The sequence below is a fragment of the Pseudomonas paralactis genome (assembly GCF_001439735.1).
Taxonomy (GTDB): Bacteria; Pseudomonadota; Gammaproteobacteria; order Pseudomonadales; family Pseudomonadaceae; genus Aquipseudomonas; species Aquipseudomonas paralactis.
This window is the reverse complement of sequence record NZ_JYLN01000003.1, coordinates 248,343-267,932: the sequence shown is the minus strand read 5'-3', so window position 1 is coordinate 267,932 and position 19,590 is coordinate 248,343. Positions and strand designations below refer to the sequence as shown.

Genomic DNA, 19,590 nt, shown 5'->3' with positions numbered 1-19,590 from the left:
GGCAAGCCAGCTCCCACAGAAAAGCACTGCCCCATTGGCGGTAACCCAATATCGTGGCTGAGACCACACAGGGAGAAAACATGGCTGTTGATATTTTCATCAAGATCGGCGACATCAAGGGCGAGTCCATGGACAAGGCCCACAAGGACGAAATCGACGTATTGAACTGGAGCTGGGGCATGGCCCAGTCCGGCAACATGCACGTTGGCGGCGGCGGCGGCGCGGGCAAGGTGAATATCCAGGACCTGTCGCTGACCAAGTACGTCGACAAGGCTTCGCCCAACCTGATGATGCACTGCGCCAGCGGCAAGCACATCGACAAGGTCAAGCTGACCGTGCGCAAGGCCGGTGGTGAAAGCCAGGTCGAGTACATGGTGATCAACCTGGAAGAAGTGCTGGTCACCTCCCTGAGCACCGGCGGCTCGGGCACCGATGACCGCCTGACCGAGAACGTGACCCTGAACTTCGCCCAAGTGATGGTCGACTACCAGCCGCAGAAAGCCGACGGCACCAAAGACGGCGGCGCGATCAAGTTTGGCTGGAACATCCGTTCCAACACCAAGCGTTGATAGCCCCTGTGGCCGTGAGCCCGCGCCACGGCCACAGGCCTCTTGTCCCTCTCGCAACCCGTCCGTGGAGCTGCTTTGGTGGTAACTGAAATCGCTTCCCGCGACCGTCTGCAACCGTCCCTGCTGGACCGGTTGACCGACGACGACCCGACCAATCCCAAGGAAAGCGCCGACAAACGCGTGCTGTCCCTGACCCAATTGAAAGCCTCGGTGCTGCGTGACCTGGCGTGGCTGCTCAACACCACCTCGTTACTCGATGCCGATGCGACGCTGCACACCCCGGCCGGCACTTCAGTGGTCAATTACGGCCTGCCGGCGCTGGCGGGCAACAGCGTTTCCAGTGTCGATATCAAGGCCCTCGAAGAGCTGATCTATCAGGCCATTGCCACCTTCGAGCCACGTATTTTGCGCCACACCCTGCGGGTCAAAGCCCGGGTCGGCCATGGCGAGATGAACCACAACGCCCTGAGCTTCGAAATCGAAGGCGACCTGTGGGCGCAGCCGGTGCCGTTGCGCCTGTTGCTGCAAACCGATCTGGACCTGGAGTCCGGCCATGTGCGCGTGGTCAATGCTGACCAACGGAGGCGCCCATGAACCCGCGCCTGCTGGAGCTGTACAACCAGGAACTGCACCACGTGCGCGAAAGCGCCGCCGAGTTCGCCAAGGAATACCCGAAGATCGCCAGTCGGCTGACCCTGTCCGGTATGGACTGCGCCGACCCCTATGTTGAGCGCTTGCTCGAAGGCTTTGCCTACCTCACGGCTCGCGTGCAGCTGAAACTCGACGCCGAGTACCCGACCTTCACCCACAACCTGCTGGAAATCGCCTACCCGCACTACCTGGCGCCCACCCCGTCGATGACCGTGGTGCAATTGCAGACCGATCCGGATGAAGGCTCCCTGGCCAGCGGTTTCCCCCTGCCCCGCGACACGGTCTTGCGCGCCGCCCTGGGCCGCGAAACCCAGACCTGCTGCGAGTACCGCACCGCACACCCGGTGACGCTGTGGCCGTTGCAAGTCAGCCACGCCGAATACTTCGGCAACCCCGCCGCCGTGCTCGGGCGCCTGGCCGCCAGTGAGCCGAAAGCCAAGGCCGGTCTGCGCCTTACGCTGCGCACCGGCGCCGAATTACCGTTCAACAGCCTTGAGCTGGATAACCTGCCGCTGTACCTCAGCGGTGCCGATGAGCAGCCGTTTCGCCTCTACGAACAACTGTTGGGCAATGCCTGCGCAGTGTTTGCACGCAAACCCGGCGGCGATTGGGTTGAGCGTTTGCCCCAGGACGCGTTGCGCTCCCGCGGGTTTGACGATGCCGACGCGGCGATGCCGGTGGTGGCGCGGGCGTTCCAGGGCTATCGGTTGTTGCAGGAGTACTTCGCCCTGCCCCATCGCTTCCTGTTCGTCGAATTCGCCGAGCTGAGCCGGGCGGTCAAGCGTTGCGACGGCCAGGAGCTGGAGCTGATCGTGCTGTTCGACCGTCACGAACCGAGCCTGGAAGGCAGCGTTGGCGCAGCGCAGTTTTTGCCGTTCTGCACCCCCGCGATCAACCTGTTCCCAAAACGCGTGGACCGCATCCACTTGTCTGACCGGGTCAACGAACACCATGTGATCGCCGACCGCACGCGGCCGATGGATTTCGAGATTCACTCGCTGAGCGGTATCACCGGCCACGGCACCGGCCCGGAACAGCCGTTTTTACCGTTCTATGCGGTGCGCGACCCGTCGCGTTATGGCCGTGACCAGGCTTACTACACGGTACGCCGCGAGCCACGCGTGCTGTCCAGTGATCAGCGCCGTAACGGGCCGCGCTCCACCTACGTGGGCAGCGAAACCTTCGTCAGCCTGGTGGACAGCCGCCAGGCGCCCTATGGCCATGACTTGCGCCAGTTAGGCGTCACGGCGCTGTGCACCAACCGCGACCTGCCGCTGTTTATGAGTGTGGGCAACGGCAAGACCGATTTCACCCTGGCCGACAGCGCGCCGGTGCTTTCTGTACGTTGCGTCGCCGGCCCCAGCCGCCCACGCGCCAGCCATGCCCACGATGCCAAGGCCTGGCGCCTGATCAGCCAGTTGTCGCTCAATTACCTGTCCTTGAGCGAACAGGGCCAGGGTGCCGGCGCCTTGCGTGAATTGTTGCGCCTGTACGGCGACAGCAACGACGCCGCTCTGCAATTGCAAATCGAAGGCTTGCGCGAAGTCAGCAGCAAGGCGGTGACCCGACGCCTGCCGATGCCCGGCCCGATCGTGTTTGGCCGGGGCCTGGAAATCACCCTGCAATTCGATGAAAACGCGTTTCGCGGCACCGGCGTGTTCCTGCTCGGTGCGGTGCTGGAGCGCTTCCTGGCACGCTACGTGTCGATCAACAGTTTTACCGAGACGGTGATCCGTACCACCGAACGCGGCGAGATCATGCGATGGAAAGCCAAGCCCGGACGGCGTCCGACCCTGTGAGTACCCTGGATGCGATGCATCAGGAGCCCTGGGAATATGACTTCTTCCAGGCGCTGCGGCGTATCGAGTGCGAATCGCCGGACCTGCCGCGCCTGGGCCATTCACTGCGCCTGGCGGATGATCCCTTGCGCCTCGGACAACAGGCCGATTGCACCTTCGCGCCGGCAACACTGGCCTCGGTCGACCCCGGCGGCGACGGCAAACCGGCGCGGCTTGAGCAGTTCTTCTTCGGCCTGGGCGGCCCCAACGGCCCGCTACCGCTGCATATCACCGAGTACGTGCGCGAGCGTCAGCGCAATAACGCCGACAGCACCAGCAAGCAGTTCCTGGATGTGTTCCACCATCGCTTGCTGACGCTGTTCTACCGCGCCTGGGCCGAGGCGCGGCCGACGGTCAGCCACGACCGGCCGGACGACGACTACTGGTCCGCACGCCTCGCCGCCCTGAGTGGCCGGGGTATGCCGAGCCTGCTCAATCAGGGGCTTATTCCCGATACCGCCAAGCTGCACTACAGCGGCCACCTGTCGGCGCAAACCCGCTACCCGGACGGTTTGAAGGCGATCCTCGGCGAGTATTTCGGCCTGCCGGTGGCGATCGAAGAATACGTCGGCCAATGGCTGGAATTGCCCGAACGCAGCCGCGTCGGTGTGAGCGCCAACCAGTTGGGCATGGGCTTCTGTCTGGGCCGTTTTGTATGGGACCGCCAGCATAAATTCCGCATTCGCCTGGGCCCGCTCAAGCTGGACGATTACATGGGCATGCTGCCCGGCCATCAACCGTTCAACGAACTGGTGGCCTGGGTGGCCGAATACCTGGGCCATGAATTGGACTGGGATTTGAACCTGGTTTTGCAACAACCCGAAGTTCCGGCGCTGCAACTCAACGGCCAGTTCCGCCTGGGTTTCAACACCTGGCTCGGCCAACCTGCGCATGACGCCAACGACCTAATCCTGGCTCGGCATTACGCCGACCACGCCACCACCTCAAGGAATCCAGAGCATGGGTGAAATCAGTCGCGCCGCACTGTTCGGCAAACTCAACAGCGTGGCCTACAAGGCCATCGAAGCCGCCACCGTGTTCTGCAAGTTGCGGGGCAATCCGTATGTGGAACTGGCCCACTGGTTTCACCAGTTGCTGCAACTGCAGGACTCCGACCTGCACCGCATCATCCGCCAGTTCAACGTAGAACCGGCGCGCCTGGCTCGTGATCTTACCGAGGCCCTGGACCGCCTGCCACGCGGCTCGACTTCGATCACCGACCTGTCCTCCCATGTGGAAGAAGCGGTGGAACGTGGCTGGGTGTACGGCAGCTTGATGTTTGGCGAAAGCCAGGTGCGCACCGGTTATCTGGTGCTGGGCATTCTGAAAACGCCAAGCCTTCGCCATGCGCTGCTGGGCTTGTCCGCCGAGTTCGACAAGATCAAGGCCGAAGCCTTGAGCGAGCGCTTTGACGAGTATGTCGGTGACTCGCCGGAAAATGCCTTGAGCGCCAGCGATGGCTTCAATGCCGGTGCAGTGCCGGGTGAGGCCAGCGGTGCGATGGCGCCGAGCGCGATGGGCAAGCAGGAAGCGCTCAAGCGCTTCACCGTCGACCTGACTGAACAGGCACGCAGCGGCAAGCTCGACCCTATCGTCGGCCGTGACGAAGAGATCCGCCAACTGGTGGACATCCTCATGCGCAGGCGTCAGAACAACCCGATCCTCACCGGTGAGGCCGGGGTGGGCAAGACCGCCGTGGTCGAAGGTTTCGCCCTGCGCATCGTCGCCGGTGACGTGCCGCCCGCCTTGAAAGACGTGGAGCTGCGCAGCCTCGACGTGGGCTTGCTGCAAGCCGGCGCCAGCATGAAAGGCGAGTTCGAACAGCGCCTGCGCCAGGTCATCGAAGACGTGCAGGCCTCGCCCAAGCCGATCATCCTGTTTATCGACGAAGCCCATACCCTGGTGGGTGCCGGTGGCGCTGCCGGCACCGGTGACGCGGCCAACCTGCTCAAGCCTGCCCTGGCCCGTGGCACCTTGCGTACCGTGGCTGCCACCACTTGGGCCGAGTACAAAAAACACATCGAGAAAGACCCGGCCCTGACCCGCCGCTTCCAGGTGGTGCAGGTTGCCGAACCGTCGGAAGACAAGGCCCTGCTGATGATGCGCGGCGTGGCGTCCACCATGGAAAAACACCACCAGGTGCAGATCCTCGACGAAGCTCTGGAAGCCTCGGTGAAGCTCTCCCACCGCTATATTCCGGCGCGCCAGTTGCCGGACAAATCCGTGAGCCTGCTGGACACCGCCTGCGCCCGCGTCGCTATCAGCCTGCACGCTGTGCCGGCGGAAGTGGACGACAGCCGTCGCCGTATCGAGGCCCTGGAAACCGAGCTGCAAATCATCGCCCGTGAGCATGCGATCGGCATTGCCATTGGTGCGCGTCAAACCAATAGCGAAGCGCTGCTGACCGCCGAGCGTGAGCGTCTGGCCACGCTGGAAAGCCGTTGGGCTGAAGAAAAAGCCTTGGTAGATGAGTTGCTGGCTACCCGTGCCACCTTGCGCGAAAAAGCCGGTGTGGTGGACAGCGGCAACGATGAGTTGCGTGCACAACTGGTCGACCTGCAACAACGCCTTACCACCCTGCAAGGCGAAACCCCGTTGATCCTGCCAACCGTGGATTACCAGGCCGTGGCCTCGGTGGTCGCCGACTGGACCGGTATCCCGGTGGGCCGCATGGCGCGCAATGAACTGGAGACGGTGCTCAACCTCGACCAACACTTGAAGAAACGCATCATTGGCCAGGACCATGCCTTGCAGATGATCGCCAAGCGCATCCAGACTTCCCGCGCCGGTCTCGACAACCCGAGCAAGCCGATTGGCGTGTTCATGCTGGCCGGCACCTCGGGTGTGGGCAAGACCGAAACCGCCCTGGCCCTGGCCGAAGCCATGTATGGCGGCGAGCAGAACGTCATCACCATCAACATGAGCGAGTTCCAGGAAGCCCACACGGTGTCCACCCTCAAGGGCGCACCACCGGGCTACATCGGCTACGGCGAAGGCGGTGTGCTGACCGAAGCGGTGCGGCGCAAACCCTACAGCGTGGTGCTGCTCGATGAGGTGGAAAAAGCTCACCCGGACGTGCATGAGATTTTCTTCCAGGTGTTCGACAAGGGCGTGATGGAAGACGGCGAAGGCCGGGTGATCGACTTCAAGAACACCCTGATCCTGCTGACCACCAACGCCGGTACCGAACTGATCTCTCAGGTGTGCAAAGACCCGGCGAACATTCCCGAGCCCGAGGAAATCGCCAAGGCCCTGCGCCAGCCGCTGCTGGAAATCTTCCCGCCAGCGCTGCTGGGGCGTCTGGTGACCATCCCCTACTACCCGCTGAGCGACGAGATGCTCAAGGCGATCACACGCCTGCAACTGAACCGCATCAAGAAACGCGTGGAGAACACCCATAAAGTCGCCTTTGACTACGACGATGCAGTGGTCGACCTGATTGTCTCGCGCTGCACCGAGACCGAAAGCGGCGGGCGCATGATCGACACCATCCTCACCAACAGCCTGCTACCGGACATGAGCCGGGAATTTCTGACGCGCATGTTGGAAGGCAAGGCCTTGGCGGGAGTGCGGATCAGCAGCCGGGATAATGAATTGCACTACGACTTCAGCGACGCAGATTGACCTGACGGGACACGGTCAAAATGTGGGAGCTGGCTTGCCTGCGATAGCGGTGTATCAGTCAACATCAATGTTGAATGTTCAATTGCTATCGCAGGCAAGCCAGCTCCCACATTGGATTCGGTTCCTTCAGTAATCAAGACCTTTACAGGACGCCCAATGCTATTCAACCAAGCCTCACGCCTGGCCAAAATCACCAGCCCCCTCGGGCCGGATGTGCTGTTGCTCAATGAAATGGGCGGCGGTGAAGAGCTGGGTCGGCTGTTCAACTATGAGCTGCAACTGACGTCCCTGGACGCCAACATCGACCTTAACCAGTTGCTGGGTAAACCGATGAGCGTCGGCCTGCAACTGGCGGACGGCGGCGAGCGGCATTTCCACGGGATCGTTGCGCGGTGCAGCCAGAACATCGACAAAGGCCAGTTCGCCAGTTACCAGGTCACTCTGCGCCCCTGGCTGTGGCTGCTCAGCCGCACCTCCGATTGCCGGATTTTCCAGAACCTGAGCATTCCGCAGATCATCAAGCAGGTGTTCCGTGACCTGGGTTTTTCTGACTTCGAAGATGCCCTGAGCCGGCCGTATCGCGAGTGGGAATACTGCGTGCAGTACCGCGAAACCAGCTTCGATTTCGTCAGCCGGCTGATGGAACAGGAAGGCATCTATTATTTCTTTCGCCATGAACAGGACCGCCACGTGCTGGTGCTGGCCGACGCTTATGGCGCCCACACCAGCGTGCCCGGCTACGCGTCGATCCCTTACTACCCCAAGGACGAGCAACAGCGCGAACGCGATCATATGCACAACTGGCACCTGGCGCAGGAGGTGCAGCCGGGTTCGCTTGAGCTCAACGACTACGACTTCCAGCGTCCCAGCGCGAGCATCGACGTGCGCTCGGCCATGCCGCGCCCGCACACCGGCGGCGACTACCCGCTGTACGACTACCCCGGCACCTACGTGCAAAGCGCCGACGGCGAACACTACGCACGCACCCGCATCGAAGCCCTGCAAACCCTGCACGAGCAGATCGAGTTCGCCGGCAATGCGCGGGGCCTGGGGTCGGGCTACCTGTTCAGCCTCACCGGTTTCAGTCGCCAGGACCAGAACCGCGAATACCTGATCGTCGGTTGCCGTTACTACATCGTGCAAGAAAGCCTGGAAAGCGGTGGCGGTTCAGGCTCGGCGCAGTTTGAAAGCAGCCTGACCTGCATCGACGCCCAGCAAAGTTTTCGCCCACTGGCCAACACCCATCGCCCTATCGTCAAAGGCCCGCAGACCGCACTGGTGGTGGGCCCCAAAGGCGAGGAAATCTGGACCGACCAGTACGGGCGCGTGAAGGTGCATTTCTACTGGGATCGCCACGATCAATCCAACGAGAACAGCTCGTGCTGGATTCGTGTGTCGCAATCCTGGGCCGGCAAGAACTGGGGCTCGATGCAGATTCCACGGATCGGCCAGGAGGTGATCGTCAGCTTTCTTGAAGGCGACCCCGACCGGCCGATCATCACCGGACGGGTGTACAACGCTGAGCAGACCGTGCCCTACGACTTGCCGGAAAACGCCACCCAGAGCGGGATGAAAAGCCGCTCCAGCAAAGGCGGCACGCCGGCCAACTTCAATGAAATCCGTATGGAGGACAAAAAGGGCCTGGAGCAGCTGTATATCCATGCCGAGCGCAATCAGGACATCGTGGTGGAGGTGGATGAAAGCCACTCGGTGGGGCATGACCGCAACAAGAGCATTGGCCATAACGAGACGGTGACCATCGGCAGCAACCGTCTGCGGGTTGTGCGCAATAACGACACGGTGATCGTGGGCGCGGCCAAGTCCGACAGCGCCGCCACGAGTTACACCATCGAGGCCGGAGAGAGTATTCGCCTGGTGTGCGGAGCCAGCGTGATCGAGCTCAAGGCTGGCGGCGACATCAACCTGACCTGTGGCTCGTTCAACCTGTTTTCCACCGGCAGCAGCAAGATCCAGACGAAGGGCAAACTGGACATTAACCTGGGCAGCGACAAGGGCACCTCGCCCGGCGCCCAGGGCGTGCAGAGCACGATTAAGTCCGCCGTCGAATCAAAATTCCCCGGTAAGCCCGGCGCTGGTCAATAACGAGATTTCTTCACCATGAACTATCTGATCAACGAAGCCCAGTTCACCCTGCCTGATGCCGAGGTACAGGACACTTCGATCAATATCCTCAAGTTCGCCAAGCTGGGCACCACCCTGGTGGTGAGCCGCAGCCCGTTGGCGGACGGCGAAAGCCTGCAAAGCAATTTTGAAGGCCAGCTGAAAAAACTCGAGCAGCAGGTCAAGGATCTGCGCTACTCCCCTGCACAAGCGGTCAAGGTCGGCCCAGCGCAGGACATCGATGCGTTTGAAGTGCAGAACCACTTCAACAAAGGCAGCGACAACATTTACCAGTATCAGCTGGCGATGCAGATACCTGGCACCCGCAACCTGATTGCCCTGAGCTACGTCAAGACCCAGCCCCTGGGCCCTGCCGAGGCGGCACACTGGGCAACGCTGAAAAACACACTCAACTTCCTCGCCACGCCCTGAGTCGAGTCTGAGCAATGAGTGAGGATCTTTGGGCGGCCCGCGAAGGCGACGCACTGCTGCACACCTCGGTGATGGCCGATATTCTCGGCGGCGTGCTGGAAGTGGCCGCCTATGCGGCGCTCACTACCGTGGGTTGCCTGGCCGTTGCCGGGGCGGTTTTCATCGCGACCGGTGCAACCATTGCCACTGGCGGCGTCGCGTTGGTGTTGGTGGTGGGCGCGGTCGTGGGCATTACCGCTGGCCTCACGGGGGCTGACTTGAAGATATCCAGTTGGTGCGAGTCCGCCGCCAACTGGGTGTTCCCGCCGGTGATCGATGCCTTCATCACCAGCGGTTCGCACAACGTGTTCATCAATGGCAAAAAGGCCGCCCGCGCAGCCGGCAAGATGACCGCTGTACCGGTCGCACCCAGCGAGCCGCCGGCACCCAGCTTCCTGGATATGGCGGGGGAGTTTTTCTCACAGATGTGGCGCCCGACCGTCGCCTCGCCCGCCCCTGGCACCGAGCCTTGCCCCCTGGACACCGTGGCGTGCAACAAGCACCCGCCCATGCCCCTGCAATTTATTGCCGAGGGTTCCAGTTCGGTGTTCATCAACGGGCAGCCTGCGGCGCGCAGCGGGGATCGCAGTACCTGCGATGCGAAAATTGGGACGGCCGAGGGCCTGATTTCGCCGGATGTGCGCATTGGTGGCGAGACCATTGTGGTGCAGGAGATTCGTAGCGGGAAAACGCCGGGGGTGGGGTTGGCGATTGCCGTGGTGATGGCGTTGCGGGGTAACCTGAAATGTTTCTGGACCAAGCTGCCGTGCATGATCGGGGGTGCGTTGGTGGGTGGCGCGATCGCTTACGGAACCGCCAAGGTCACCTCGGCACTCAAGAGCGCCATGAATGGTTCGCCCAATCCGGTGCACAGCGCGACGGGGGCCAAGGTTCTGGGCGGGGAAGAGGAGCTGGATTTCATCCTGCCTGGCTTGCTCAACATCGTATGGCAGCGTTTTTACAGCAGCCTCGACACACGCCAGGGCAGCCTTTTCGGTGCGGGATGGAGTGTCGGCTATGAGGTAGCCGTAGAGATTGATGCCGATGAAAACCTGACCTATATCGATGAGCAAGGACGCCGCCTGGAAATTGGCTATATCCCGTTGTCTGGCGGCGCTTTCAGCCCTGGCGAGGGCTTGGCCGTCAGGCGCAGCGCAGAGGGGGCGGTACTTATCGAGAGTACCGAAGGCTTGTATCGGCTCTTCGAAACCGACCCGTTGAACAGCGCGCGGATGCGCTTGCACCTTCTGGGTGATCGTAATGAAGGGCGGATCTTCCTCGATTACGACGCTCAGGGCCGATTGTGCCGATTGCGCGACACCCATGACTTGATGCACGTCGACCTGATCTACACCGTAGAGCACCCTGGGCGAGTGAGCCATATCGAACGACGTTACCTGCGCCAGGACCATTTCAATGCGCGCAGCGACGTGCTCGTCAGTTATCGCTATGACAGCAACGGCGATCTTGCCGAGGTCTTGGACGCGCAAAGTACAACCCAACGACGCTTCGCTTACGATGCCCGCCGGCGCTTGGTCGAACACCAACTGCCGAGTGGCCTGCGCTGTTTCTACCAATGGGCTGAAGTGGAGGGGCCAGGCGGTCCGGAATGGCGCGTGAGTCGGCACTGGACAGACGCTGGAGACGAATACACCTTCGAATACGATCTCGATGCTGGCATTACTCGCGTGACCGATGGCCTGATGCGCGTCAGCACCCGGCATTGGAACCCGCAGTTCCAGATCACACGCTACGTCAACAACCTAGGCTATATCTGGCAGTTCGAGTGGAGCGACGACCGCCAACTGCTGGCCGCAATTGACCCGCAAGGCGGCCAGTGGAGCTTCAACTACGACGAGTCAGGTAACTTGAGCGCGGTGATCGACCCGCTGGGCAGGACCAGTGGTACGCGGTGGCTGGCACACTGGGCATTGCCCGAAGTAGAAACCGACACTGCGGGCCACAGTTGGCATTACCGCTACGATCAGCGTGGCAACTGCATCGAGGAAGTCGACCCTCTTGGTAACCGTACGCGCTATGTCTACGACGGTTTCGGCCAGCCGGTGCGCATCTTCGATGCGACGGAAAAAGCCAGAACATTGCATTGGAACGAATGGAGCCAACTGGTCGAAGAAGTGGACTGTTCGGGTTATCCCACTCGCTATCAGTACGACGCCTTCGGCAATTTGGTGGTGCAGACCAATGCCGAGGGTGAATCGGTGCGCTACCGGTATAGCCCGCAGGGCCTGCTCTTGGAATGCCAGCTTCCGGATGGCCGCGTGGAACAACTTCAACGTAGCACCAGCGGCTATTTGACGGCCTATATCGACCCGGCCGGCAGCACCACGCGCTATGCCTATGACGTACGCGGCCTGGTCAAACAACGCTGGGATGCACACAACCGAACGATCATGTTCGATCACGACGCCTATGGGCGACTGTGCAGACTGACGAATGAAAATGGTGAAAGCTATCGCTTCGAGTGGGATGCAGCAGACCGTCTGGTGCAGCAGCAAGACCTAGACCAAAGCCGGCGCTGCTACACCTACGATCAATTGGACGACGTTATCGCCGTAGACTACCTGCCGGGAATCGAAGGCGAGCCAGTTGCCCCACTGTCCCACCAGTTTCAGCGGGATCCTCTAGGACGCCTGATCAGCAAAGTCACTTCAGACGGTACCACCGTTTATGAACATGATCTGAACGACCAATTGGTAGGTGTCAGCTTCACCGCTCTGGACGGTCGCCAGCAGGCACTCGGCTTTAGCTATGACGCGTTGGGTCAGTTACTTGAAGAGCAAAGCGCGGCAGGGTCTGTGCGGCATCGTTACGACGAACTGGGAAATCTAATCCAAACCGGTTTGCCCGACGGTCGATGGTTGAACAGGCTGTACTACGGGAGCGGCCACCTGCATCAGTTGAACATCGATGGAAAAGTCATCAGCGACTTCGAGCGTGATCGCGTGCATCGCGAAGTGCAGCGTACCCAGGGCCAATTCAAGACGAGTACCGCATATGACCGAAGCGGTAGAGTTCGCTCACGCCAACGCCGCAGTATTGATCAGCCGTGGCAACTGCCGCCGGTAGTCGAGACGGACTACACCTACGATCCCAGCGATAACCTGATCGGGCGACGTCGGATAAGCCGCCAATACGACCGTCAAGAGCTAATGGGCTATGACAGTACCGGGCGTGTCCTAGTCAGCCATTCGATGGGACGGAGCGAAACATACGCCTACGATGCAGCCGCAAACCTGCTGGACGCACCGCAACAGAGCGGGCTGGTGCGGTATAACCGGCTGCTGACTCATCAGGACAAACGTTACAAGTACGACACTCTTGGCCGAATGGTTGAAAAACGTAGCGCTGCGCGTGGCTTACAGCGGTTTGCGTATGATGCAGAAAGCCGACTGGTAGAAGTACGAAATGAAAACGGCAGTATAGTCAGGATGACCTACGACCCGCTGGGGCGACGCATTGAAAAGAGCGAGCATGGTGCCAATGACTATCCGCTGGGACGCAGCTCTTTTACATGGGACGGCCTGCAGCTCCTGCAAGAGCAACGAAACAATCAATCAAGCGTGTACGTCTACGAAGAAGGCGATTATGCACCGCTGGCCCGAATCGACGGTTTCGGCGTACTACAAAGTATCCGTTACTACCATAACGATATCATTGGCCTCCCAGAGCAGCTTACCGAAACCGACGGTCATATCGTCTGGCAAGCTAAATATCGCGTATGGGGCAATACTGTCGAGGAAATAAGTGAGCCTTATTTTCTTGAGCAACAGAATCTGAGATTCCAGGGGCAATACCTGGATCGAGAGATTGGACTGCATTACAACATATTCAGATTTTATGACCCCGATGTGGGACGCTTCACGACGACAGACCCTATTGGGCTGGCCGGAGGCTTCAACCTCTACCAGTACGCAGCAAACCCGATAGGTTGGCTTGATCCTTGGGGGCTCTCCGCTTGCGCGCCGACACACCATATCGCCACGAATAAACATGCAAAATGGACACCTAAATACCGTGTTCTGTTTGAAAAAAATGGATTGGGGAAATTTAAAAACGGAAAATCTCGCAGGGACGTACTCAATGACCCGTTAAACAAAGTGGACGTGCCCGGACATAAAGGTCCGCACCCCGATGGAATGCATGCAGAGATTTATAAACGACTGCAAAATGCAAGCCGAAAAGGCCCGGATCAATTCAAGGCCGAGCTCGCAGAGCTTAGGAAGGAGGCACTGGACCCAACCTCCACGCTTAATAAGATTTTGAGGAAAGTAGACTTATGAATTACTTCAAACTTAATCCAAACGTCACCAGCAAAAAGTGGGAAGGTTATGTAAACCTGGGAGGGCTCGTTTATAAAGGAGAGGAAGTAGACGATGTTGAGTTATCTAATAGTAGAACGCCTTGTACCCTCGAACCTCTGCACTATGAGATTCTCGTAGATGGGAAAACAGCACCGGTCAACACCATCGAGGCTGACTTTTTTGTGTTCGACGAAGCTCTCCAAGGATTGGATAACTTGCTGACGGAGCATGTCCAATTTTTGCCCATCAGCCACGAAAAACAAAACGTGCGTTATCGTCTTCTTCACGCTTACAAACATGTCGATTGCGTCGATTGGGCGCTGTCAGAATACGAGGCGTGGCCCGAATCACATGTGGTCAAAGAGTGGCAAAATCCAAGAGGTCGTTTCTTTTTCAACCCAACGTTAAGCAGAGAAAAAATTCCAAAAAATACAGAGGTTTTTCGCTTAGAGGGCTGGGGCGGAGCTTTTAACATCGTCATTTGCGAAGCGTATAAAGATAAGTTACTGAGCCTTGACTTTGATCATTCTTTTTTGGAATTTCACTCTATTACTCTTGTGTAAGGCAGTCTTATTCATGAGGCAGTTTATTTAAATGAACGCCCCTCAAATGAATAATGTCCGTCCCCTTTGCCCTGATGATCGGGACCCAAGTTTATTAAAGACTGCAAAAGGTGGGCAGATTATTTAGATCAAATCAACCTGCCCCCTTTAACCCTGCACGTACAAAAACCAGCCAACTTCTTATGCGTTCTGCTTAAGTACCACCAACGTTTTAATCATCTTTTTCATTGACGTGTAGCGTTTTTCAACATTTTCCATACGCGACTGATCAGTCGGTGCCTCCGATGATTCAGGCGCCACATAGGGGGTGTAGATAAGTCCGTAGCGCTTAGCGAGCTCAGGCATTTGGCTTTCTATCCCGTCCATCCGCTTTTCCAGGTTGGTCAAACGCCCGTGTGTATCTGTTGGCGCGTCGGGGCTGGCTATAACAGCCTTCGCGTCCGGGCCTTCGTTGATGAAAATAACTTCGTTGGCCAGAAGCTCTGTGTTTATTTCTGCACCCGTAAGGCGCGCCTGGATTTTTTGCTCTTCTGTCGCGTCAGAATCTACAGTGTCCGTCGTGCCGTCGGGTTTATTTACTTCTGCTCCAGGCATCTTTGCCTGTGCATCAATCCTTTCTTCCAGAGCTTTGGACACGAAATGCTGCCCCACGGTAAAACCGCTGTTGACCAAATTACTGGTACCTGAAGTTAGCAGCGCATTACGTACCATAACCGCAACCGACGGCGAAACCGGCGGGAAAGCATTGTTCTGTTGCAGGCGGGCAATGTCATTTGCAGTGTTACGTGCCGCCCCTGGACTGTTCGATCCGCCTGCTGGCTTTAAACCAGGCACCATAGGCTTGGCCGGTTTAGGTGCTAAAGGGTTCGGTTTGGGAGTAATCGGTTTTGGAGTAATAGGTTTTGGAATCGGGGGCTTCGGTCTGGGCGTGGGCGGCTTGGGCCTGGGCTTGACGCCGATCCTTGGAAAGCCGAATCTTTTAGCCGCAATTTCGCTTCGACTAAAGAGTTCCTCAGGGCTTGCTTGAGGGTATTGGGCGCGCCCCTTGTCCTGACTGTAATACAGTTTATCGTTTGAACTATTTGCCTCGGTACCCGCACTATCCGACGTCGATGGAGATTTGACCTCCGTCGTTTTTTGTTGGGTTGATGGTGTGAGCAATGGCACTGGAGGTTGATTGAAGATTTGCATATATACACCTCTAAAAATTAGTTTAGAGCGCGCTCCCTGCTGTCTCATGCCGTATGTGCTAATCCGTACCGATATAGTTCCATATCTAGTTATTTAAAAATAATTACTCACTAAAAATGGCTACAACTCAGGCGCCACCTCAACCATTAATAATTTTGGAAGAGACAACTACTATATTCCCCACTACCCTTTTTCACCCCCAATAAAAATGGGCACCCGACCCCGTCGGCGTGCCCATTTTCTTTACCGCCCCGCCTCCCTTCGAGACGGTACCGCTTACTTACGGGTTGACGCTGTCTTTGAGCGACTTGCCCGGCTTGAACGCTACGGTGTTGCTCGCCTTGATTTTCACAGGCTCACCGGTTTGCGGGTTCTTGCCAGTACGGGCGCCGCGGTGGCGTTGCAGGAAAGTGCCGAAGCCGACCAGGGTGACGCTGTCCTTGCGGTGCAGGGCGCCGGTGATTTCTTCGAGTACGGCGTTGAGAACGCGGTTGGCCTGTTCTTTGGTGAGGTCTGCTTTTTCAGCGATGGCGGCTGCGAGATCTGGTTTACGCATAAATGAAGCCTCTTTGACGGTTTTTTGTTGTTATGTCCGTGCTGCTCTCTGGTGGAGCAGCGCCCAAGGCGCCGCAGGCTCTACTCTGCGGCAGACGGGAGTGAGGATGGCACGCCCTCGGGCGCCGCGCCAGTCTCGCTGCGACCTTTCTACAGGCCAAAAGGTGCTGATTCCGACAGAACGACTGGCATTTACGCCAGCAACGGTGGGAGTTCTTTGTTCAGCGCCAGTTTTTCCATGACGACACTGCCGGTCAACGCGTAACCCAGCAATCGGCCGCTGGCATCGCGACACAGCGCCTTGATGTCGGCGCCCTGCCCTTCGACGCTCCACACACCTTCGGTGCCCCGTGGCGCAGGTGACACCACCAGCGGGCAGACTGGGGTTTTCACGGTGATCGGCATTGGCCCATAGCTCACCGCCGTGGCATTGCCGGCCAAGGTTTGCGCCAGGGCGCGGGCGCAACTCATCAGCGGCATCACGTACAGCAGGTTCAGGCCATCGACCTCGGCGCAGTCGCCCAAGGCGTAGATATTAGCGTGGGAGGTCTTGAGGTGACGGTCCACCATGATCCCGCGGTTGATTTGCAGGCCGGCGGCGGCGGCCAGGTCTACACGTGGGCGCAGGCCGATGGCGGACACCACCAGGTCACAGTGGATCACATCACCATCCGACAGGTGCGCTTCAAGGCCATCAGCCGTGCGTTGCAGGCGATTGAGCACCGGGCCCAGGTGGAAACGCGCACCGATACCTTCCAGCCCGGCTTGCACCGCTGCGGCAGCTGCCGGGTGCAGCAGGGTCGGCATGACCTGCTCGCACGGCGCAACCAGATCGACTTCATAGCCGCCGAGGATCAGGTCATTGGCAAATTCGCAGCCGATCAGGCCGGCGCCCAGCAGCAGCACGCGCCGTTTGCCGGCAGCCGCAGCACGAAAGCGCGCGTAGTCTTCCAGGTCGTTGATCGGGAAAATCAGTTCAGCCCCATCGCCTTCGACCGGTACGCGCACGGTTTCTGCGCCCCAGGCCAGGACCAGGTCGCGGTAGGCCACCGCTTCCTCGCCGATCCAGAGGCGCTTGTGGCCCGGGTCGATGCCGCTGATGCGCGTATGGGTGCGCACTTGGGCCTTGAGTTGCTCAGCCATGGCGCCAGGTTCGGCCATGCTCAGACCATCGGCTTCCTTGTTCTTGCCAAAACCGGTGGAGAGCATGGGCTTGGAGTAGGAGCGCCCGTCATCCGCGGTGATCAGCAGCAATGGGGTCTCGCTGTCGAGCTTGCGAAACTCCCGGGCTACGTTGTAACCGGCCAATCCTGTGCCGATGATCACGACAGGTGCGTTCATTCCTTTCTCCTTGTAGTACGTGTCTTAAACTAAGAATTAGCCGATTTCGATCATTTCGAAATCCATTTTGCCCACGCCGCAGTCCGGGCACAGCCAATCTTCCGGGACGTCTTGCCACAGCGTGCCCGGAGCGATTCCGTCATCCGGCCAGCCGTCCGCTTCGTTGTAGATCAAGCCACAGACGATACATTGCCACTTCTTCATTACGTGCTTCCTCAAGTCCAGGCATGTTGGCCGGCGGTCGATGGATCCAGCGTTGCCGCACGGCTCAGGGCGTTTTGTACTGATCGGGGCCGGCAGATGCAAGCACGATCGGCGCAAACGGCCGGTTTGGCGCGGCAAAAGTTCAGGGTGCCATGGTAAGCTCGCCGCCTCTTTTGCTGCCAATACTGACTCACCGTGCCGCACTCAATCGCCCCTTCCGATGCTTGCCGATGGCTGACCCAGAGCCTTCTCAGCCCCCTGCCCACGCCCTTGACCCTCAACTGGCTGTTTGACGAAGGCTCGCTGACCCGGCGCCTGACCGGGCTGTCCAACGAGGGTTTCAGCGTGACGCCGCTGTTCGAAGGCTGGCAACCGTTGCGCGACGACGAATGCGCCGCTCTGGACCTGCCGCCGGCCAGTATCGGTTGGGTGCGCGAGGTCTATTTGCGCGGACATGGCCAGCCGTGGGTGTTTGCCCGCAGCGTGGCGGCGCGCAGTGCCTTGCAGGGCGATGGGCTGCACATGGACGAGTTGGGCAGCCGTTCGCTGGGGGAGCTGTTGTTCTGCGACCGCGCCTTTACCCGCCAGGCCATTGAAGTGTGTCACTACCCTCGTGCCTGGCTGCCGACAGCGGACCAGGCCGATAATCTGTGGGCACGTCGCTCGCGCTTCGATCGCGGCGCGCTGAGCGTGCTGGTGGCAGAAGTCTTTTTGCCGAGTTTCTGGCGCGCGTTGCACGATCATCCGGAGAACTGCTGATGTACCAACGTCTGCTCAAGTCCTTGAACCGCCTGAACCCCAGGGCCTGGGATTTCATTCAGTTGACACGCATGGACAAGCCCATCGGCATCTACCTGCTGCTGTGGCCGACACTGTGGGCGCTGTGGATCGCCGGCAAGGGTTCGCCGTCGTTGATCAATATCGTGATTTTCGTGCTGGGCGTTGTACTCACCCGCGCCGGCGGCTGCGTGATCAATGACTGGGCCGACCGCAAGGTCGATGGCCATGTGAAGCGCACCGAGCAACGCCCGCTGGTGAGCGGCAAGATCAGCTCTAAAGAAGCATTGGTATTTTTTGCCGTATTGATGGGCATCAGCTTTCTGCTGGTGCTGCTGACCAACGCCAGCACGATCCTGCTCTCCCTGGGCGGCCTGGCGCTGGCGGCCAGCTACCCGTTCATGAAGCGCTACACCTACTACCCGCAGGTAGTGCTGGGCGCGGCGTTTTCCTGGGGCATGCCGATGGCGTTTACCGCCGAGACCGGTCACCTGCCCGCCACCGCGTGGTTGCTGTATATCGCCAACCTGTTGTGGACCGTGGGCTACGACACCTATTACGCCATGACCGACCGTGATGACGACTTGAAGATCGGGGTGAAATCCACCGCCATCCTGTTTGGCGATGCTGATCGCGTGATCATTCTGACTTTGCAAGGGCTCTCGCTGGTGTGCCTGTTGCTGGCCGGCGCGCGGTTTGAGCTGGGGGGCTGGTTCCAGCTGGGGCTGCTGGCGGCGGCGGGCTGTTTTGCCTGGGAGTTCTGGTACACGCGAGACAGGGACCGCATGAAGTGCTTCAAGGCGTTTTTGCACAACCATTGGGCGGGGTTGGCGATTTTTGTCGGGATTGTGGTGGATTACGCGGTTCGGTAGTGCAGGGCTGACGCCATCGGGGGCAAGCCCCCTCCCACATTTTGATGTGTGAATACATTCAAGTGTGGGAGGGGGCTTGCCCCCGATGGATTCAACAGCGCCGCAGACTTAAGGCTTGATGATGTGCCAGACGCTACCCTTGCCATCCCCGATCTTGTCACCGGCTTTCGTGTCTTCCTTGTAGGTGTAGACAGGCTTGCCTTTGTAGGCCCACTGGCTGGTCTGGTCGTCGCGGGTGATCACCGTCCAATCGCCGCTCTTGGTGTCGGTGGATTCTGCTTTGAGCGGCGGCCAGTTGGTCGCGCACTGGTCCTTGCACACGGACTTGCCATCGGCGTCCTTGTCGAAGGTATAGAGCGTCATTTTGTTGTGATCCACCAACATCCCATCTTTAGTCATCGCCGGGTCGGCCGCAAACGCCAGGCCCGGCAGCGTCAACGCTGCTGAAACCAGCAGGGCTTTCCAGGAAATCGTGCTGTAAGTCATCGGAA

Annotated in this window: 16 protein-coding genes; 11 read left to right on the top strand and 5 right to left on the bottom strand. The window is 59.3% G+C overall.

Features of this window, described 5'->3' with window-relative positions; genetic code table 11:
* The first annotated feature begins 80 nt into the window (after window positions 1–80).
* The 9 genes from TX23_RS09385 (at window position 81) to TX23_RS28235 (ending at window position 14,159) form a co-directional block, all read left to right on the top strand.
* Window positions 81–569 carry an Hcp family type VI secretion system effector gene (locus TX23_RS09385; RefSeq protein WP_005792512.1) on the top strand — a complete coding sequence of 163 codons (489 nt, stop codon included), beginning with the start codon at window positions 81–83 and terminating at the stop codon, window positions 567–569.
* Between the two features lie 78 nt (window positions 570–647).
* The gene (gene tssE / locus TX23_RS09380; protein ID WP_057702288.1) at window positions 648–1,163 is read left to right on the top strand and encodes a type VI secretion system baseplate subunit TssE; all 516 of its coding nucleotides are present in this window, start codon (window positions 648–650) and stop codon (window positions 1,161–1,163) included.
* Window positions 1,160–3,019 (top strand): type VI secretion system baseplate subunit TssF, encoded by a 1,860-nt coding sequence (tssF, locus tag TX23_RS09375; protein WP_057701944.1) that lies wholly within the window; start codon window positions 1,160–1,162, stop codon window positions 3,017–3,019. Before tssE ends, tssF begins: the two co-directional genes overlap by 4 nt.
* Complete coding sequence (gene tssG / locus TX23_RS09370) at window positions 2,983–4,026, top strand: type VI secretion system baseplate subunit TssG (RefSeq protein ID WP_057701943.1); 1,044 nt, start codon at window positions 2,983–2,985, stop codon at window positions 4,024–4,026. The genes tssF and tssG overlap by 37 nt, the downstream gene beginning before the upstream one ends.
* Complete coding sequence (tssH, locus tag TX23_RS09365) at window positions 4,019–6,682, top strand: type VI secretion system ATPase TssH (RefSeq protein ID WP_057701942.1); 2,664 nt, start codon at window positions 4,019–4,021, stop codon at window positions 6,680–6,682. The genes tssG and tssH overlap by 8 nt, the downstream gene beginning before the upstream one ends.
* A 156-nt stretch (window positions 6,683–6,838) precedes the next feature.
* Window positions 6,839–8,785 carry a type VI secretion system Vgr family protein gene (locus tag TX23_RS09360; protein WP_057701941.1) on the top strand — a complete coding sequence of 649 codons (1,947 nt, stop codon included), beginning with the start codon at window positions 6,839–6,841 and terminating at the stop codon, window positions 8,783–8,785.
* 15 nt (window positions 8,786–8,800) lie between these two features.
* Complete coding sequence (locus TX23_RS09355) at window positions 8,801–9,235, top strand: DcrB-related protein (RefSeq protein WP_057701940.1); 435 nt, start codon at window positions 8,801–8,803, stop codon at window positions 9,233–9,235.
* A 14-nt stretch (window positions 9,236–9,249) separates the two neighbouring features.
* On the top strand, window positions 9,250–13,575 hold the full coding sequence (locus TX23_RS09350; protein WP_057701939.1) for an RHS repeat-associated core domain-containing protein: 4,326 nt from the start codon (window positions 9,250–9,252) through the stop codon (window positions 13,573–13,575).
* The gene (locus TX23_RS28235; protein WP_186559158.1) at window positions 13,572–14,159 is read left to right on the top strand and encodes a hypothetical protein; all 588 of its coding nucleotides are present in this window, start codon (window positions 13,572–13,574) and stop codon (window positions 14,157–14,159) included. Before TX23_RS09350 ends, TX23_RS28235 begins: the two co-directional genes overlap by 4 nt.
* A 180-nt stretch (window positions 14,160–14,339) precedes the next feature.
* On the opposite strand, the gene TX23_RS28410 is transcribed toward TX23_RS28235, so the two are convergent.
* The 4 genes from TX23_RS28410 to TX23_RS09325 form a co-directional block, all read right to left on the bottom strand.
* Window positions 14,340–15,350, bottom strand: coding sequence for a type III secretion effector protein (locus TX23_RS28410; protein WP_244885948.1), 1,011 nt, complete (start codon window positions 15,348–15,350; stop codon window positions 14,340–14,342).
* Window positions 15,351–15,630: 280 nt separating this feature from the next.
* Window positions 15,631–15,906: an HU family DNA-binding protein gene (locus tag TX23_RS09335; RefSeq protein ID WP_003195589.1), complete on the bottom strand. Its 276-nt coding sequence runs from the start codon at window positions 15,904–15,906 to the stop codon at window positions 15,631–15,633.
* Between the two features lie 191 nt (window positions 15,907–16,097).
* Entirely contained in the window at window positions 16,098–17,246 is a 1,149-nt protein-coding gene (locus TX23_RS09330; RefSeq protein ID WP_057701937.1) for an NAD(P)/FAD-dependent oxidoreductase, read from the bottom strand.
* Window positions 17,247–17,282: 36 nt separating this feature from the next.
* Window positions 17,283–17,450 carry a rubredoxin gene (locus tag TX23_RS09325; RefSeq protein ID WP_002555879.1) on the bottom strand — a complete coding sequence of 56 codons (168 nt, stop codon included), beginning with the start codon at window positions 17,448–17,450 and terminating at the stop codon, window positions 17,283–17,285.
* Between the two features lie 195 nt (window positions 17,451–17,645).
* Between TX23_RS09325 and TX23_RS09320 the strand changes: the two genes are divergently transcribed.
* Both TX23_RS09320 and ubiA read left to right on the top strand, forming a co-directional pair.
* Window positions 17,646–18,209 (top strand): chorismate--pyruvate lyase family protein, encoded by a 564-nt coding sequence (locus TX23_RS09320; RefSeq protein ID WP_057701936.1) that lies wholly within the window; start codon window positions 17,646–17,648, stop codon window positions 18,207–18,209.
* Window positions 18,209–19,099, top strand: a complete 891-nt coding sequence (ubiA, locus tag TX23_RS09315; protein ID WP_057701935.1) for a 4-hydroxybenzoate octaprenyltransferase — start codon at window positions 18,209–18,211, stop codon at window positions 19,097–19,099. The genes TX23_RS09320 and ubiA overlap by 1 nt, the downstream gene beginning before the upstream one ends.
* A 108-nt stretch (window positions 19,100–19,207) precedes the next feature.
* Here ubiA and TX23_RS09310 read toward each other — a convergent pair whose 3' ends face one another.
* Window positions 19,208–19,585 carry a COG4315 family predicted lipoprotein gene (locus TX23_RS09310; protein ID WP_057701934.1) on the bottom strand — a complete coding sequence of 126 codons (378 nt, stop codon included), beginning with the start codon at window positions 19,583–19,585 and terminating at the stop codon, window positions 19,208–19,210.
* Window positions 19,586–19,590: the final 5 nt, after the last annotated feature.

Coding starts and splice junctions, on each gene's coding strand:
- TX23_RS09385 (WP_005792512.1), top strand. CDS start 81: ATGGCTGTTGATATTTTCATCAAGATCGGCGACATCAAGGGCGAGTCC.
- tssF (WP_057701944.1), top strand. CDS start 1,160: ATGAACCCGCGCCTGCTGGAGCTGTACAACCAGGAACTGCACCACGTG.
- tssG (WP_057701943.1), top strand. CDS start 2,983: ATGGAAAGCCAAGCCCGGACGGCGTCCGACCCTGTGAGTACCCTGGAT.
- tssH (WP_057701942.1), top strand. CDS start 4,019: ATGGGTGAAATCAGTCGCGCCGCACTGTTCGGCAAACTCAACAGCGTG.
- TX23_RS09360 (WP_057701941.1), top strand. CDS start 6,839: ATGCTATTCAACCAAGCCTCACGCCTGGCCAAAATCACCAGCCCCCTC.
- TX23_RS09355 (WP_057701940.1), top strand. CDS start 8,801: ATGAACTATCTGATCAACGAAGCCCAGTTCACCCTGCCTGATGCCGAG.
- TX23_RS09350 (WP_057701939.1), top strand. CDS start 9,250: ATGAGTGAGGATCTTTGGGCGGCCCGCGAAGGCGACGCACTGCTGCAC.
- TX23_RS28235 (WP_186559158.1), top strand. CDS start 13,572: ATGAATTACTTCAAACTTAATCCAAACGTCACCAGCAAAAAGTGGGAA.
- TX23_RS28410 (WP_244885948.1), bottom strand. CDS start 15,350: ATGCAAATCTTCAATCAACCTCCAGTGCCATTGCTCACACCATCAACC.
- TX23_RS09335 (WP_003195589.1), bottom strand. CDS start 15,906: ATGCGTAAACCAGATCTCGCAGCCGCCATCGCTGAAAAAGCAGACCTC.
- TX23_RS09330 (WP_057701937.1), bottom strand. CDS start 17,246: ATGAACGCACCTGTCGTGATCATCGGCACAGGATTGGCCGGTTACAAC.
- TX23_RS09325 (WP_002555879.1), bottom strand. CDS start 17,450: ATGAAGAAGTGGCAATGTATCGTCTGTGGCTTGATCTACAACGAAGCG.
- ubiA (WP_057701935.1), top strand. CDS start 18,209: ATGTACCAACGTCTGCTCAAGTCCTTGAACCGCCTGAACCCCAGGGCC.
- TX23_RS09310 (WP_057701934.1), bottom strand. CDS start 19,585: ATGACTTACAGCACGATTTCCTGGAAAGCCCTGCTGGTTTCAGCAGCG.